The 13,859-nt window shown below is 65.1% G+C and carries 14 protein-coding genes; 6 read left to right on the plus strand and 8 right to left on the minus strand.

Annotated elements, in window-relative coordinates:
• Nucleotides 1-241: 241 nt before the first annotated feature.
• The 3 genes from HWY05_RS04535 (at nucleotide 242) to HWY05_RS04545 (ending at nucleotide 3,133) form a co-directional block, all read left to right on the plus strand.
• A complete protein-coding gene (locus HWY05_RS04535) occupies nucleotides 242-2,125 on the plus strand; it encodes a sugar phosphate isomerase/epimerase and 4-hydroxyphenylpyruvate domain-containing protein (RefSeq protein WP_035558831.1) in 1,884 nt (627 codons plus the stop codon).
• Nucleotides 2,126-2,345: 220 nt separating this feature from the next.
• Entirely contained in the window at nucleotides 2,346-2,678 is a 333-nt protein-coding gene (locus HWY05_RS04540; RefSeq protein WP_176057527.1) for a hypothetical protein, read from the plus strand.
• Between the two features lie 191 nt (nucleotides 2,679-2,869).
• Nucleotides 2,870-3,133, plus strand: a complete 264-nt coding sequence (locus HWY05_RS04545) for a hypothetical protein (protein WP_035558836.1) — start codon at nucleotides 2,870-2,872, stop codon at nucleotides 3,131-3,133.
• 114 nt (nucleotides 3,134-3,247) lie between these two features.
• On the opposite strand, the gene HWY05_RS04550 is transcribed toward HWY05_RS04545, so the two are convergent.
• The 7 genes from HWY05_RS04550 to HWY05_RS04580 form a co-directional block, all read right to left on the minus strand.
• Nucleotides 3,248-3,577 (minus strand): hypothetical protein, encoded by a 330-nt coding sequence (locus HWY05_RS04550; RefSeq protein ID WP_035558839.1) that lies wholly within the window; start codon nucleotides 3,575-3,577, stop codon nucleotides 3,248-3,250.
• 10 nt (nucleotides 3,578-3,587) lie between these two features.
• Nucleotides 3,588-4,355 (minus strand): AraC family transcriptional regulator, encoded by a 768-nt coding sequence (locus tag HWY05_RS04555; protein WP_176057528.1) that lies wholly within the window; start codon nucleotides 4,353-4,355, stop codon nucleotides 3,588-3,590.
• A gap of 150 nt (nucleotides 4,356-4,505) precedes the next feature.
• Nucleotides 4,506-5,852: an FAD-dependent oxidoreductase gene (locus tag HWY05_RS04560; protein WP_176057529.1), complete on the minus strand. Its 1,347-nt coding sequence runs from the start codon at nucleotides 5,850-5,852 to the stop codon at nucleotides 4,506-4,508.
• The gene (locus HWY05_RS04565; protein WP_176057530.1) at nucleotides 5,849-5,995 is read right to left on the minus strand and encodes a hypothetical protein; all 147 of its coding nucleotides are present in this window, start codon (nucleotides 5,993-5,995) and stop codon (nucleotides 5,849-5,851) included. The genes HWY05_RS04560 and HWY05_RS04565 overlap by 4 nt, the downstream gene beginning before the upstream one ends.
• Nucleotides 5,992-6,267 carry a 2Fe-2S iron-sulfur cluster-binding protein gene (locus HWY05_RS04570; protein WP_176057531.1) on the minus strand — a complete coding sequence of 92 codons (276 nt, stop codon included), beginning with the start codon at nucleotides 6,265-6,267 and terminating at the stop codon, nucleotides 5,992-5,994. Before HWY05_RS04570 ends, HWY05_RS04565 begins: the two co-directional genes overlap by 4 nt.
• Nucleotides 6,260-7,387 carry an FAD-dependent oxidoreductase gene (locus HWY05_RS04575; protein WP_176057794.1) on the minus strand — a complete coding sequence of 376 codons (1,128 nt, stop codon included), beginning with the start codon at nucleotides 7,385-7,387 and terminating at the stop codon, nucleotides 6,260-6,262. Before HWY05_RS04575 ends, HWY05_RS04570 begins: the two co-directional genes overlap by 8 nt.
• Nucleotides 7,384-8,352, minus strand: a complete 969-nt coding sequence (locus HWY05_RS04580) for a 4-hydroxyproline epimerase (RefSeq protein WP_176057532.1) — start codon at nucleotides 8,350-8,352, stop codon at nucleotides 7,384-7,386. Before HWY05_RS04580 ends, HWY05_RS04575 begins: the two co-directional genes overlap by 4 nt.
• A 349-nt stretch (nucleotides 8,353-8,701) precedes the next feature.
• Between HWY05_RS04580 and HWY05_RS04585 the strand changes: the two genes are divergently transcribed.
• Entirely contained in the window at nucleotides 8,702-9,607 is a 906-nt protein-coding gene (locus HWY05_RS04585) for a dihydrodipicolinate synthase family protein (RefSeq protein ID WP_035558857.1), read from the plus strand.
• A gap of 42 nt (nucleotides 9,608-9,649) precedes the next feature.
• Here HWY05_RS04585 and HWY05_RS04590 read toward each other — a convergent pair whose 3' ends face one another.
• On the minus strand, nucleotides 9,650-10,372 hold the full coding sequence (locus tag HWY05_RS04590) for a response regulator transcription factor (protein WP_035558860.1): 723 nt from the start codon (nucleotides 10,370-10,372) through the stop codon (nucleotides 9,650-9,652).
• A 396-nt stretch (nucleotides 10,373-10,768) separates the two neighbouring features.
• Here HWY05_RS04590 and HWY05_RS04595 point away from each other — a divergent pair, with 396 nt between their 5' ends.
• Together HWY05_RS04595 and HWY05_RS04600 are read left to right on the plus strand one after the other, a co-directional pair.
• Nucleotides 10,769-12,070: an MFS transporter gene (locus HWY05_RS04595; protein WP_176057533.1), complete on the plus strand. Its 1,302-nt coding sequence runs from the start codon at nucleotides 10,769-10,771 to the stop codon at nucleotides 12,068-12,070.
• Between the two features lie 218 nt (nucleotides 12,071-12,288).
• The gene (locus HWY05_RS04600) at nucleotides 12,289-13,764 is read left to right on the plus strand and encodes an MFS transporter (protein ID WP_176057534.1); all 1,476 of its coding nucleotides are present in this window, start codon (nucleotides 12,289-12,291) and stop codon (nucleotides 13,762-13,764) included.
• The last annotated feature ends 95 nt before the right edge of the window (nucleotides 13,765-13,859 follow it).

A 13,859-nucleotide genomic window follows, 5' to 3' on the forward strand; every position in this document is an offset into this window, starting at 1 on the left:
GCATCCGTCGACGCCGTCATTCGGGGTTTCTACGAATTTGTACCATCTAGTTAGTTTGTATAAACTAGCGAAAACCGCGACTATGGTCGGCGATTCCGGCACACGAATTACTATGACGAGTAACGGACTAGACCATTTTGCGCATTGCAACATGCGCGACCGGCCCGCTCGCGAGCCTATTTAGCCGGTCGTCGCCGGGCGTTTTTCAACAGCCGTTTGATTGTTTTTGCAGGAGCCGTTCATGCAACGTTCGATTGCCACCGTGTCGATCAGCGGAACCCTCGTCGAGAAGCTGACCGCGATCCAGGCGGCGGGCTTCGAAGGCGTCGAGATCTTCGAGAACGACCTGCTGTATTTCGACGGCTCGCCCGCCGACGTGCGGCGCATCGCCGATGATCTCGGGCTGAAAATCATGCTGTTCCAGCCGTTCCGCGATTTCGACGGTGTGAGCCCGGAGCGCCTCGCGCGCAATCTCGAACGCGCGAAACGCAAATTCGACGTGATGCACGAGCTGGGCACGGAGCGGATTCTGGTGTGCAGCAACGTCTCGCCGGACACCATCGGCGACGACATGTTAATGACCGACCAGCTCGGCGCACTGGCCCGCGCGGCCGAAGCCGCCGGTGTGATCGCCGGTTACGAAGCGCTGGCGTGGGGCAAGCATGTCAAGACCTACCGGCACGCGTGGAAGCTGGTGAACGCGGTGAATCATCCGAATCTGGGGCTGGTGCTCGACAGTTTTCACACGCTGTCGCTGAACGACACCGTCGACGCGATCGCCGACATTCCGGGCGAGCGCATTGCCTTCGTGCAGATTGCCGACGCGCCGAAGCTCGCCATGGACGTGCTCGAATGGAGCCGCCATTACCGTTGTTTCCCCGGTCAGGGCGATTTCGATCTGGCCGGCTTCACCGCGCAGGTCGTCAAAACCGGCTATCAGGGCCCGCTTTCGCTGGAGATTTTCAACGACGGTTTTCGCGCGGCGCCCACCACGACCACGGCGGCGGACGGGCATCGCTCGTTGCTGTTCCTCGAAGAGCAGACGCGCGCCGTGCTGGACGCGGAGCAACGACCGGCCGGCGATCTCTACCGTTCACCGGCCGCGCCCGCGCACGTCGGCTATCAGTTTCTGGAGTTCGCGGTCGATCCCGCCACGCGCGCGCATCTGGTCGACTGGCTCGACAAGCTGCGCTTCCGGCAAGCCGGCCGGCATCGCTCGAAAGACGTGACGCTGTTTCAGCATGGCGCGGCGTCGATCGTGCTGAACGCCGAGCCGGATTCGTTTGCCAACGCGTTCTTTCAGCAGCACGGCTTGTCGCTGTGCGCGTCGGCGTTTCGCGTCGACGATGCGCGGCAAGCGTTCGAACGCGCAGCCGGCTTCGGCTATGCGCCGTTTTCCGGCCAGATCGGCCCGAACGAACGCGTGCTGCCCGCCGTGCAGGCGCCCGACAGCAGCCTGAATTATTTCGTCGATGAAACGCCGGATCAGCCGACGCTGTTCGAAGCGGATTTCGTCCTCACCGACGTCAACGGACCGGCCGAAGTGGGCCCGCTCGCGCGCATCGATCATGTTTGCCTGTCGGTGCCGGCGAATTCGCTCGACACGTGGGTGCTGTTTTTGCGCACCGCGCTGGGTTTCCAGGCCGAGCCGGGCGTGCTGGTGCCCGATCCGTACGGGCTGGTGCGCAGCCGTGCGTTGCGCAGCGGGGACGGCTCGGTGCGGATCGTGCTGAATGCGTCGGTGGATCGTCACACGGCGGTGGCCGAGGCGCTGCATACCTATCACGGTTCCGGGCTGAATCACGTGGCGTTCAGCACGGCGGATATTTTCGGCGCGATTGCGGGGTTCGTCGCCGATGGCTTGCCGGTGCTGCGCATTCCGCGCAATTACTACGACGATCTCGAGGCTCGCTACGCGTTGCCGGATGAAACGCTCGACGCGCTGCGCACGCACAACGTCCTTTACGACCGCGACGAGCGAGGTGGCGAGTTTTTCCACGCTTACACGGAGCAGTTGGATCAGCGGTTTTTTCTGGAGATCGTGGAACGGCGCGGCGGGTACGACGGGTATGGCGCGGCGAATGCGGCTGTGAGGCTTGCCGCGCAGGCGCAGCGGCGGAAGTAGCGGTGGGCGGTGGCGTGCGGGTAGTTGGTCAGGGATAGCGGCGGTTCGGGCGTTCGCGAACGAGTCAGCACCCCGTCAGGCACGCCACATGCGGCACCGCCGCAAGCAGCCACACCGCATCGATATAATGGCGCCTTTGAACGCGCGGCCTGTGCCGCGCCATGGCGCCCCGTCTGCGGGCGTTACTGTCCCATCGGCCGAAACGAACGCCAGGAGAGATATGAAGAAGTTTGCTGTAGTCCTGTCAGTGCCCCTCCTTCTCAGCGCTTGCGCATACTTCCAGAAGAACCCGGATGCCGGTGAACCCGTCACCGACACCACCACGCAGCGCTCCGTCAACGACGTGGTCGCCTGCCTGACGCAAGTCGCGACCAATCACAACGCCGCTTTCAAATCGACCGCGATCCCGCAGGGTCAGATGCTCGACTTCGGCGATTCGAACATCATCAAGGTGCGCGCCGACAATGGAGCGACCACTTACCGCTTCTACGCCGGCAAACGCCATGTGAGCAATCTGTGGATCGAGCAGGCCGGCAAAACCTGCGCACCGTAAGGTTGATGCGCGATTAGCGCGCAGTTCAGGCGCGCTCGGCGGCGGTAAAAATTGGCAATAAAAACAAGCGGTAACCGGTGTTTGTGCAATCTTCGTGTCACGGTGTTACAGGATAATGGTGTCTTAAGAATCGTTTAAGACTTCGTCCGCATGATCCACCGCAGACGACTAATCCGCACGAGGTACGCACCATGAACCAGCCAGACCAGAACACGAACGACACCCCCGCGCCGGCCAAGCGTCCTACCATCCTGCGCCGCCTGCTGAGCCACCACGAACTGGCCACCCTGCTGCTGTTGCTGCACGCGCCGATCGACGCCTCCGCGAAACCCGAGATTCCGCAGCTTCACGAAGCCGGGTTGATCGAGACGGTTGCCGGCAACGAAACCGGCGCGGCGCATTTCCGCCTGACGTCTGAAGGCAATGCGGTGCTGCGCGGACTTGGCGTGAAGTAAGGCGCCCTGTTGCGCGAGTCGACCGACTCGTGCATGAGATTTTTGTAGCGTTTTGTGTCAGTTGAGAGCGCCTGCCCGGCTCAGGCCACGGAAAATACCCGTGAGCCCCCCGCCTTAAGCCTGCCACACGCCGTAGCCCGCCTCGCGCAGTCCGATCGCCAATTCCACCTCCATGTCCTGTGCGCCGCGATAAGGCATGGGATTGAATATCTCGTACAACTCGGGCACAAGCCTCAGGCCGTAATCGCGCACATAGCGGTTCGCCTGAATGCCGGCCTTGTGCCGGTCGAAGCGCAAGTCTGGATCGAGTCCCGTCATCCCCACGTACACGCAAGGTTTGTCGAACCGGTAATCCGGATTCGCGCGGCGAAAGCGCGCCTCGTTCCAGACGGTGTCGTCCAACGCCACGACGTAGACGTAGTAGTGATGCCTGCGACGGACCATAGGCAGCGGCTCAGGCCCGCGATGTCCCGTGCAGCAGCATCCGGTATTCGGTCGGCGTAATGCCGACGGTCGCCTTGAACTGCCGCGTGAACGCGCTGTGATCGGTGTAGCCGCAGAGCGCGGCGACGTCAGTGACTTTGTCGTGCGAGACCAGCAGCGCGGTGGCCGCGTCCAGGCGGGTTTTCAGCAGGACCTGACGCGGCGTGAGATGAAACACCTTATGAAAGTAGCGCTCCAGTTGCGCGACCGACATATCCGCCATCAGCGCTAGTTGCTTCAGATTCAGCGGCTGCACGTAATTGTCCTGAATCGACTGCACGACCGCGGCGAGCCGGCTGTAGGCCGGATGGCTGCTTTCGTCCGCTTTCAGGTCGCGCGAAATGCCCGCGAGGCCGACCACCTTGCCCGCCGGATCGCGCAGCGGCTGCTTGCAGGTCAGACACCAGCCCGGCTGACGACCGGGATACAGATGCAGTTCGAGTTGATCGATCATCTGATTGCCGACGTTGATGATCGCCTTGTCCTGCGCCGTGTAGATGCGCCCGAAGCGGCGCGGAAAAACGTCTTCGGCGGTGCTGCCGAGCAGCGCCGATTTTTCCTTGAAGCCGCATCGCGAGGCTAGCGTGCGGTTGACGAGCGCATAGCGCGCCTCGGCGTCCTTGACGAAAAAGACGACGTCCGGCATGGCGTCGAACACCGGCTCGAGCAGCCGGAAATGCGACAGCATGCCGGCCAGCGTGGTGTCGTTCGGTTCGAGCGCGTGAGCCAGCGTGTTCATCGGCGGGTCCGGTGGTTCGTGCGAAGGAGGAAGCGTTCGCCCGCGCTAGGTTGCGGCCTGTGTCTCGACCTATGTCGCGGCGAACGGGTGCGGTCGATTATAGAACCGTGCGGCGGCCGACAATATCCGGGGTATGCGCGAGTGGGCGTGTCATTGTGATTCGCTTGCCGGTGACGTTGGGTTCGCGGCCATTAGCGTTTCGATCCGCGCGGGACTGAAGGGCGGGCGCGGCGCGGCGGACGGCCAGCCGAAGTAGAGGTTCGCTGCGGCGCCGCAGATTCTTCCCTGGCAAGCGCCCATGCCGCAGCGGGTATGCAGCTTCGCGTCGCGCCAGTCGGCGCAGGCGCGCACTTCGCCGACGCTGACGTCTTCGCAACGGCACAGCAGTGTGGCGTCGGCGGGCGGTGTGCGAGCGGCGGACTGTAGGGCGAAGGTGGTGGCGACGCGTTGGCCGAAGCGGCGCCAGCGCGCGCGGTTTGCTTGTAGGGCTTGCAGCGCGGCGTTGGCGTTGGCGTTGGCGCTAGGCACGGGATTGGAAGCGTGATATTCGCTGCGGCTCCCGACGCCACCACTCGCGCACAATCCGGCGATCTCGCCCTCCACCACCGCCAGTTCCGCACCACCGACGCCAGTACACTCACCCGCCGCGAGCACACCATCGACCGAAGTTCGCTGCGCGTCGTCAACAACGATCTCGCCCGCGTCGTTGATCTCGCAGCCGAGCGCCTGCGCCAGCGTGACGTTCGGCACGAGTCCAAAACCACAGGCGACGCGGTCGCAAGCGAAGGTGACGTTTTGGCGTCCACGGCGGATCGTCACCTGCTCGACGCGGCCGTCGCCGTGCGCCTCGTGGACGACGCTACCGGTCCAGTAACGCAACCCGGCGAACCCACGCGTCATCTCAACAGCCTGGCGCAACTTCGCAGGCGTGGCCAGCAACGACACCCCAAAACGGGCGACATCGAATGCCGAAGCCTGCTCGACCACCGCGACCACGCGCGCGCCGGCATCGCGTGCGGTGGCGAGCGCCGCGATCAACAGCGGACCGCTGCCGGCAATCACGATCCGTTCACCGCGCACCGGCATGCCGCCTTTGATCAACGCCTGCAGCGCGCCCGCGCCGGTCACGCCGGGCAAGGTCCAGCCGGCGAACGGCAGAAGCCGCTCGCGCGCGCCGGTCGCGAGGATCAATCGGCCGTAGCTGATCGACACGCCGCCGTGTTCCGCCGATTCGAGCAACAGACCACGCGAGGCCAGCGGCGCGACGACGCGCGTCGATGGCCAGTAGGTGATGTTGTTCTGCCCGCTCAGGCGGCTCAGCAGATGGTCGAGCGGTGCTTGCGGCGGATGCGCTGGGCCCTGACGCCAGATCTGACCGCCGGCGCGCGGATTGTCGTCGAGCAGCGCGACCGTGGCGCCGTCGCGCGCCGCCGCACAGGCGGCGTTCAGGCCGGCGGGCCCCGCGCCGACTACGACGATATCGAAGTGATGCGTCATAGCGTCGCCTTCGCAGCATCGGCATCGGCATCGGCATCGGCATCGGCATCGGCATAGTCATCGACATAGGCACGCGCCGCCGCCATCCGCCGCGCAAAGTCGAACCCAGCACTCACCGTGACGTCATAGAAATAAAGCGTCATGACAAGCGATCTCCATCACCCGTAAGCACGATCTGACCTTCGCGGCACAGCGTCTGGCACGCGAGCGCGTGCGCGCGGCCGTCGATCGTCACGCGGCATTCCTGGCAGACGCCCATGCCGCACAACGGCGCGCGGCGTTGTCCGCTCACCGACCGCCGCGCACCGCTCACGCCCGCGACAACCAGCGCCGCGGCCACGGTCGTACCGGCTTCGACGTCGATCGACCGGCCGTCGATCGTCAAGCGAATACGCGCTGCGTCGAGACTATTCATGAATCACCTGACGAGCGAAACGAGCCGGCAAATAAGGCTCGACGGGAATCGGCGCGGCACTCGACGTAATCTGCGCCGCGAGCAGCTTCGCGGTGGCGAGTGAAGTCGTCACGCCAAGCCCTTCATGCCCCACGGCAAGCCAGACGCCGGGCGCGAAATCGCCGGCCGGTCCGATCAGCGGCAGACCGTCCGGCGAGGCCGCGCGGAAACCAGTCCAGGCGCGAATACCGTTGAGCGTCGGCAGCGTCGGCAGATAACGCGCGGCGCGTTGCAGCATCTGCGCGAGCACGGGCATCTCGACGGCGGGGTCGGTGGTATCGAACTGGCGCGACGAGCCGATCAGCAATTGTCCCGTGGGCCGCGGTTGCGCATTGAACGCGACCGACGTCCCCACCGCGTGGTGCGCGCTCTTGATATACCCAAGCTCGAGCAGTTGATGCCGAATCAGGTCGGGATAACGGTCCGTGATCAGCAGATGGCCTTTCTTCGGCTGCAACGGCAGAAATCGCACGAGTTGCCGTGCGCCCAAACCGTTGGCCACGATCACATGAGCCGCGCTGATCGATTCGCCGTTGCTCAGCGTGACACGACCCGCCTTGATCGAACTCACCGCGGCACCGAGCCGCACGCTGATATTCGCCGCGCCCGGCGATTGCGTCAGCAGCCATTCGGCGACGGTAGGCGCATAGACGATGCTGTCGTGCTCGATCCGCAAGCCACCCGCCAGCGACGCCGCCAGCGCCGGCTCGCACGCTCGCAGCGCGGGCGCGTCGAGCAGTTGCGCGGCGACGCCCTGCGCTTCGAACGCGGCCTGCATGGCGCGCGCGGCTTGCCACTCTTCGTCATCGGCCGCGACCCATAGCGTGCCGCAGCGCGCGAACGCGTCGCGCGTGCGCAAGCGCGGCGCGAGTTCAAGCCACAGATCTCGCGCGTAGCGGCTCAGCGCGAATTCCGCCGGCGAGTCGTTCATCACGACGATATGGCCCATGCCGGCCGCCGTCGCGCCCGAGCCAATGCCGTGCGCGTCCAGCACCTCGACCCGCATGCCGAGCGCGCCCAGCTCCGCCGCGCACGCTGCGCCGACAATGCCCGCTCCGACGATCAGCGCGTCCGCTCTCATGCCGTGCGGATGCCCCACGCGAACGGATCGCGCTCATCAAAACACAGCCGCCCTTCCGCCATGATGTGCGCATGACCGGTGATGGTCGGAATCACCGAGCCACCGTCACCGTCGCCCTGAGCGGCGCGCCGATAGCTCGCCTCGAACACGCTGCCGATAATGCTTTCCTGCCGCCATACCGCGCCTTCGGCGAGCTTGCCGTCGGCCGCGAGACAGGCGATTTTCGCGCTGGTGCCGGTGCCGCACGGCGAGCGGTCGTACGCGTTGCCCGGGCACAGCACGAAGCTGCGGCTGTCGAGGCCGTCACGCGAGCCCGGTCCGAACAGTTCGATGTGGTCGATCAACGCGCCGTCCACGCCGGTAATGCGTTGCGCGATCAACGCGTCGCGAATCGCGCCGCTGAAAGCGGTCAATTCGCCGATGCGCGACGCCTCCAGCGCATGCCCATGATCGGCCACGAGAAAAAACCAGTTGCCGCCCCAGCCGATGTCGCCGGTCAACGCGCCGTAGCCTGGCACATCCACCGCGACGGCCTGGCGATAGCGGTAGGCCGGCACGTTGCGCACGCCGACGCTGCCGTCTTCGTTGAGCGTCGCCTCGACCACGCCGACCGGCGTCTCGATCCGGTGACGCCCGGGCCCGATTCGTCCCAGATGCGCGAGCGACACGATCAGGCCGATCGTCCCGTGTCCGCACATGCCGAGATAGCCGACGTTGTTGAAAAAGATCACGCCGGCCGCGCAGGTGGGGTCGTGCGGCTCGCACAGCAGCGCGCCCACCACCACGTCCGAGCCGCGCGGCTCGGTGACAACGCCCGCGCGCCAGTCGTCGAAGCGGGTGCGGAACACGTCGAGCCGCTGCGCCAGCGTGCCGCCGCCGAGGTCCGGGCCGCCCGTCACCACGAGGCGGGTCGGTTCACCGCCGGTGTGCGAGTCGATGATATCGATGGTTTTCATGACGCCCATGGTAGAAACGACGGACGCTCAAGTCTTGGTGCGCTTGCGCGCGGATTGTGACGATTTCGGCATAGCTTCGACCGCGTGCCGGGCGCGTCCTACTTGATAGAAGCCTGTCCCGATCAGGCCTATGCAATACGCAATCCACGCGACCGTACAAGTGCCTCACTGTGCCTGATCGCGCCGCCTCAGCATAATCACCGTTTTATCCCGATATACGCCGGCTGGCTTGAGACACTGGCATCTCAAGCTTGACGACTATGCCGAAATCGTCATCCACCGCGCGCGATTGACGCAAGACGGCGGGATTTTCCCTGCTTACACTGCGCTTCAACACATCACACTCAGGAGAGCAGTCGTGGCGCATATCTGGGAAGGCGTATTACCCGCAGTCACCACCAAGTTTCACGCGGATTTCAGCATAGACCGGACATGGACCGGCAAGAATATCGAAGCACAGATCGACGCGGGCGTCGACGGCATCATCGTGTGCGGGTCGCTGGGCGAAGCGTCCACGTTGTCGCTTGACGAAAAGTTGCAGGTGCTCGATATCGCCGTGGAAGCCGCGCGCGGCCGTGTGCCGGTTCTGTTGACGATCGCCGAAAACAGCACGCTCGACGCCTGCCGTCAGGCCGAAGCCGGCAGCCGCCACGGCGCGGCCGGTTATATGGTGTTGCCGGGCCTGCGCTATCTGTCGGACCGCCGCGAGACGCTCAACCACTTCCGCAGCGTTGCGGACGCGAGCGCACTGCCGCTGATGATCTACAACAATCCGCTCGCGTACGGCGTCGACATGACGCCCGACATGTTCGCCGAGATCGCCGACGAAGCAAAAATCGTCGCGATCAAGGAATCCTGCGGCGACGTGCGGCGGGTGACCGATCTGATCAACGCGGTCGGCGACCGCTTCGCGATTCTGTGCGGCGTCGACAATCTGGCGATGGAAGCGATCCTGATGGGCGCGCACGGCTGGGTGGCCGGACTGGTCTGCGCGTTCCCGCGCGAGACGGTGACGATCTACAAATTGCTGAAAGCAGGACGCCTGGAAGAAGCCCGTGCGATTTACCGCTGGTTCGCGCCGCTGCTGGCGCTCGACGTGTCGGCGAAACTCGTGCAGAACATCAAGCTGGCTGAGGCGATTGTGGGGCTGGGCACGGAGCCGGTGCGGCCGCCGCGTCTGCCGCTCGTGGGCGAAGAACGCAAGGCGGTGGAAACGTTGATTCGCAGCGCGCTGGAAACGCGGCCGGCGCTGCCGCAGATTTAAGCCGGGTTGAAAATCGGGCGGCCTACAGCCTGCTTAGGCCGCTTAAGCCGCTTCTTTCTGCGTATTGGCGGCTTCATCCTGCAGCAGATGCAGCAGCCGGTAGCCGCTTTTATAGACCGGCTGCAGCCGGAAACCGTTCGGCGCCTCGATTTCGAGCAGCAGGCGCAGGCGCGACACGTGACTGTCGATCGTGCGGGTAAATTCGCGAAACTCGCGGCCCCATACCATCGCGAAAATATGGTCGCGCGACATCACGCGGCCGATGTTGGAAAAGAACAGCGCCGCGAGCCGGAATTGCGTGCCGGACAATGCCACGATCCGTCCGTTCAGCAGGACGATCTGGCGGCGTGTATCGAAACGGTACGGTCCGACCTCGAAGCTCGCATTGCTGAATCGCTCGGGATACGTGCGCCGCAGCAGCGCCGCGACGCGTTCGCGAAACTCGGCCGGACGCACCGGCAACGCGACATAATCGTCCGCGCCGCCGACGAAGGCACGCACCATGCTCTCCTCCGACGTATCGCTCGACGCGAACACAACCGGCAAGCGGTCGCCGCCGACCGCGCGCACCAGCCGCAGAATTTCGGCGCCGGCGAGGCGCGCCCCCTGCCAGTCCAGCACCAGCAAGTCCACGGTGGAACGCGCGAGCGATTTCGACATGGCGAGGCCGTCGTCGTAGGTGACACAGGTGTGGCTGGCGCCGGTCAGGATCTTTTCGATCGACTGACGCATGAGCGGGTCATGCTGAAGAATGGCAATGCGCATGGGATAACTCTCAACGGATAGGTCGGACGCGATTCTCAGAGGCCCACCCATTCGATCCCATAGGAGCAATCCTAATTTACATAGATATCGGCTCACGCTGACAGACGCGTCCAGTATTCCTACAGGCGCTTCCGATTGTTCGCGTGGCTTCGTCCTGTCTGGCATTTAAAAATGCCGCGCCGGGGAACTTTCCCTAAGCTAATTAAGCACTTCCGGAAAGCCACTGCTTTCATCCTGTAAAATCCCGCCTGGCCCCGGTCGTCATCGCGCTCGCCCTATCCGGGCCGGCGCGCCGGTGTCCCGTGCTCTACCCCGCGCTTGCCACACTTCTCGCCCGACGACCGCCGTATTTCCACGCGCTACGTGTGGCTTCCAATTCAAGACAAGAAACAGGCAATGCAAGCGACAAATCTGGGTGGAGCGCAGGCTGTCACCCCACGCCCTCTTGGGCGCAGCGATTACAAGACGCTCGGCCTCGCGGCTCTCGGCGGGGCGCTGGAGTTCTACGACTTCATCATCTTCGTGTTTTTCGCGCCGGCCATCGGCCAGCTGTTTTTCCCGGCGGACATGCCGGACTGGCTGCGTCAGGTGCAAACCTTCGGCATCTTCGCCGCGGGCTATCTGGCTCGCCCGCTGGGCGGCATCATCATGGCCCACTTCGGCGACCTGTTCGGCCGTAAGCGCATGTTCACGCTGAGCGTGCTGCTGATGTCGGTGCCGACGCTAATGATGGGCCTCCTGCCCACCTACGCCAGCATCGGCGTGCTCGCGCCGGTGCTGCTGCTGCTGTTCCGCGTGATGCAGGGCGCGGCTGTCGGCGGTGAAGTACCGGGCGCGTGGGTGTTCGTCTCCGAGCACGTACCGCAGCGGCACATCGGCTATGCATGCGGCACGCTGACGGCCGGTCTCACGGCCGGCATCCTGCTCGGCTCGCTGATCGCGTCGGCGGTCAACCGCCACTTCGCGCCGGCGGAAATCTCGGCGTACGCATGGCGTATTCCGTTCCTGGTCGGCGGCGTGTTCGGCATGTTCTCGGTCTATCTGCGCCGCTGGCTACACGAAACGCCGGTGTTCGCCGAGCTCAAGCAGCGCAAGGCGATTGCCGCCGAAGTGCCGCTCAAGGCCGTGCTGCGCGATCACGGCCGCGCGGTGATCGTGTCGATGCTGCTCACGTGGATGCTGTCGGCCGCGATCGTGGTGGTCATTCTGATGACGCCGACGCTGCTGCAGAAGCAGTTTCACGTCGCGCCAGCCACCGCGTTGCTGGCGAACTGCGTGGCAACGCTGTGCCTGACGATCGGCTGCGTGCTGGCGGGCTCGATTGCCGGCCGGATCGGCGCGGGGCGCACGATTTTCGTCGGCGGACTCGCGCTGGCGCTCACCTACTACGTGATGTTCCAGCAACTCGCCGCCGATACCTCGGCGCTGGTGCCGCTGTATGGCGCGGCCGGGCTGTTCGTCGGCGTGATCGGCGCGATTCCGTTCGTGATGGTCAAGGCGTTCCCGCCGGCGGTGCGCTTCTCGGGCATTTCGTTCTCGTACAACGTCGCGTATGCGGTGTTCGGCGGCCTCACGCCGATCGCCGTTTCGCTGATGATGAAGTCCAACCCGATGGCCGCGCCGATGTATGTCGGCACGATCTGCGTGCTCGGGGCGTTGACGACGCTGTTTATCAAGGACGCGCCGCAGGCGCATTGAGCGGGCGGCTTACGCTGCCGGTGTTTCGCAACGACGGCGCGCCTCGGGCGCGCCGTCGTCGTTTGAACTGGCGTGTGCGTAGGCATCGGAGCAGGCGTACGGGCCCGCATTGGCCTGCCGTCGCGAGCGAGACATCGCGCCTTTCCGTAGTCCCGTGACAGGCATACTTCACGTAGTCCCGAAACATGACGCGCTGCATCGCGCCTACGATGTAACGCATGAACTCGCCCAAACCCTCCCTCTCGCCCGCCCTCGGCCGGATTCTCGCGACCGTCAGCGTCGGCTTCGTGGTTACCCAGCTGGACGTGACCATCGTCAATATCGCGCTGCCGAAAATCGGCGCGGACCTGCACGCGAATGTGGCCGGCCTGCAGTGGGTCGTCGACGCCTACACGCTCGCGTTCGCCGTGCTGATGCTGTCGGCCGGCGTGCTCGGCGACCGGCTCGGCACGCGACGCATGTACGCGGCGGGCATCGTGCTGTTCGCGCTGGCGTCGCTGGCCTGCGGACTGGCGCTCGATGCCACCCTGCTGGTCGCCGCGCGCGCGGTGCAAGGCATCGGCGCCGCGGCCATGCTGCCGAATTCGCTCGCGCTGCTCAACCGCGCGTACGGGCACGACCCGAAACTGCGCGCCCGCGCGGTGGGACTATGGACCGCCGCCGGCGCGATTTCGATCGCGGCGGGACCGGTGGTTGGCGGTCTGCTGATCGCGGCGTTCGGCTGGCGCAGCATCTTTCTCGTCAACCTGCCGATTTGCGCGGCCGGCCTGCTCGCCACGTTGCTGTGGGTGCCGCGTACTGAAACCACCCCTCGAGATTCGCAACAGACGACCGGAATCCACCCGGCCGCGCCGCGTGGCATCGATCTGAGCGGCCAGTGCCTCGCGATCGTCGCGCTGACCGCCTTCGTCGCCGCGGTGATCGAATGGCGGCCGCTGGGGCTGAGCCACCCGCTGGTGGCCGGCGGTTTCGTGCTCGCGCTGGTCGCCGCAGGCGCGTTCATCGCCGTGGAAGCGCGCACCGAATCGCCGATGCTGCCGCTGTCGCTCTTCGGCAAACGCAGTTTCAGCGTGGCGGTGCTGTTCGGCATCTGCGTAAATCTGACGTACTACGGCATGGTGTTCGTATTGAGCCTGTACTTGCAGCGCGGACGCGGCTACACGCCGTTGCAGGCGGGTCTGGCCTTCCTGCCGTTGACGGGCGGCTTCCTGATCTCGAACGTGGCGAGCGGCTGGGTCGTGGGACGTTTCGGCGTGCGGGTGCCGATGATCGCCGGCGCGATTACCGCGGGGCTCGGCTATGGCCTGCTGCATTTCGTCGACGCCAGCACGCCGCTGATCGGCTTGCTGCTGCCGTTCCTGCTGATTCCGTCGGGCATGGGGCTGGCCGTCCCCGCCATGACCACCGCCGTGCTGGCCTCGGCCGAAGCGAAGCGGGCGGCCACCGCGTCCGCGGTATTGAACACCGCGCGGCAAGCCGGCGGCGCGGTCGGCGTGGCGGCCTTCGGCGCGCTGGCAAGCGGTGCGGCCGCCCCGCAGATCGTCGCGGGCATGCAGGCCGCGACCGCCATCTCGGTCGGTCTGCTGGCGCTCGGTGGCATGCTGAGCTGCTTCATTCATCCACAGCCGCATACGTCGTCATCGTCATCGCGCGGCGTGGACGATACGCGGGTTGGCGAATCTCGGTCCCGCTGAAAACCTACGCTTTTTATCCGCGCAAAAAACGACCCCCGCGATTGCGTGAGCAATGCGGGGGTTGTTGTCGACGAGACGTAGCGAAACTGCGGCGT

The sequence above is a fragment of the Paraburkholderia sp. BCC1876 genome (genome assembly GCF_902833695.1).
Classification (GTDB): Bacteria; Pseudomonadota; Gammaproteobacteria; order Burkholderiales; family Burkholderiaceae; genus Paraburkholderia.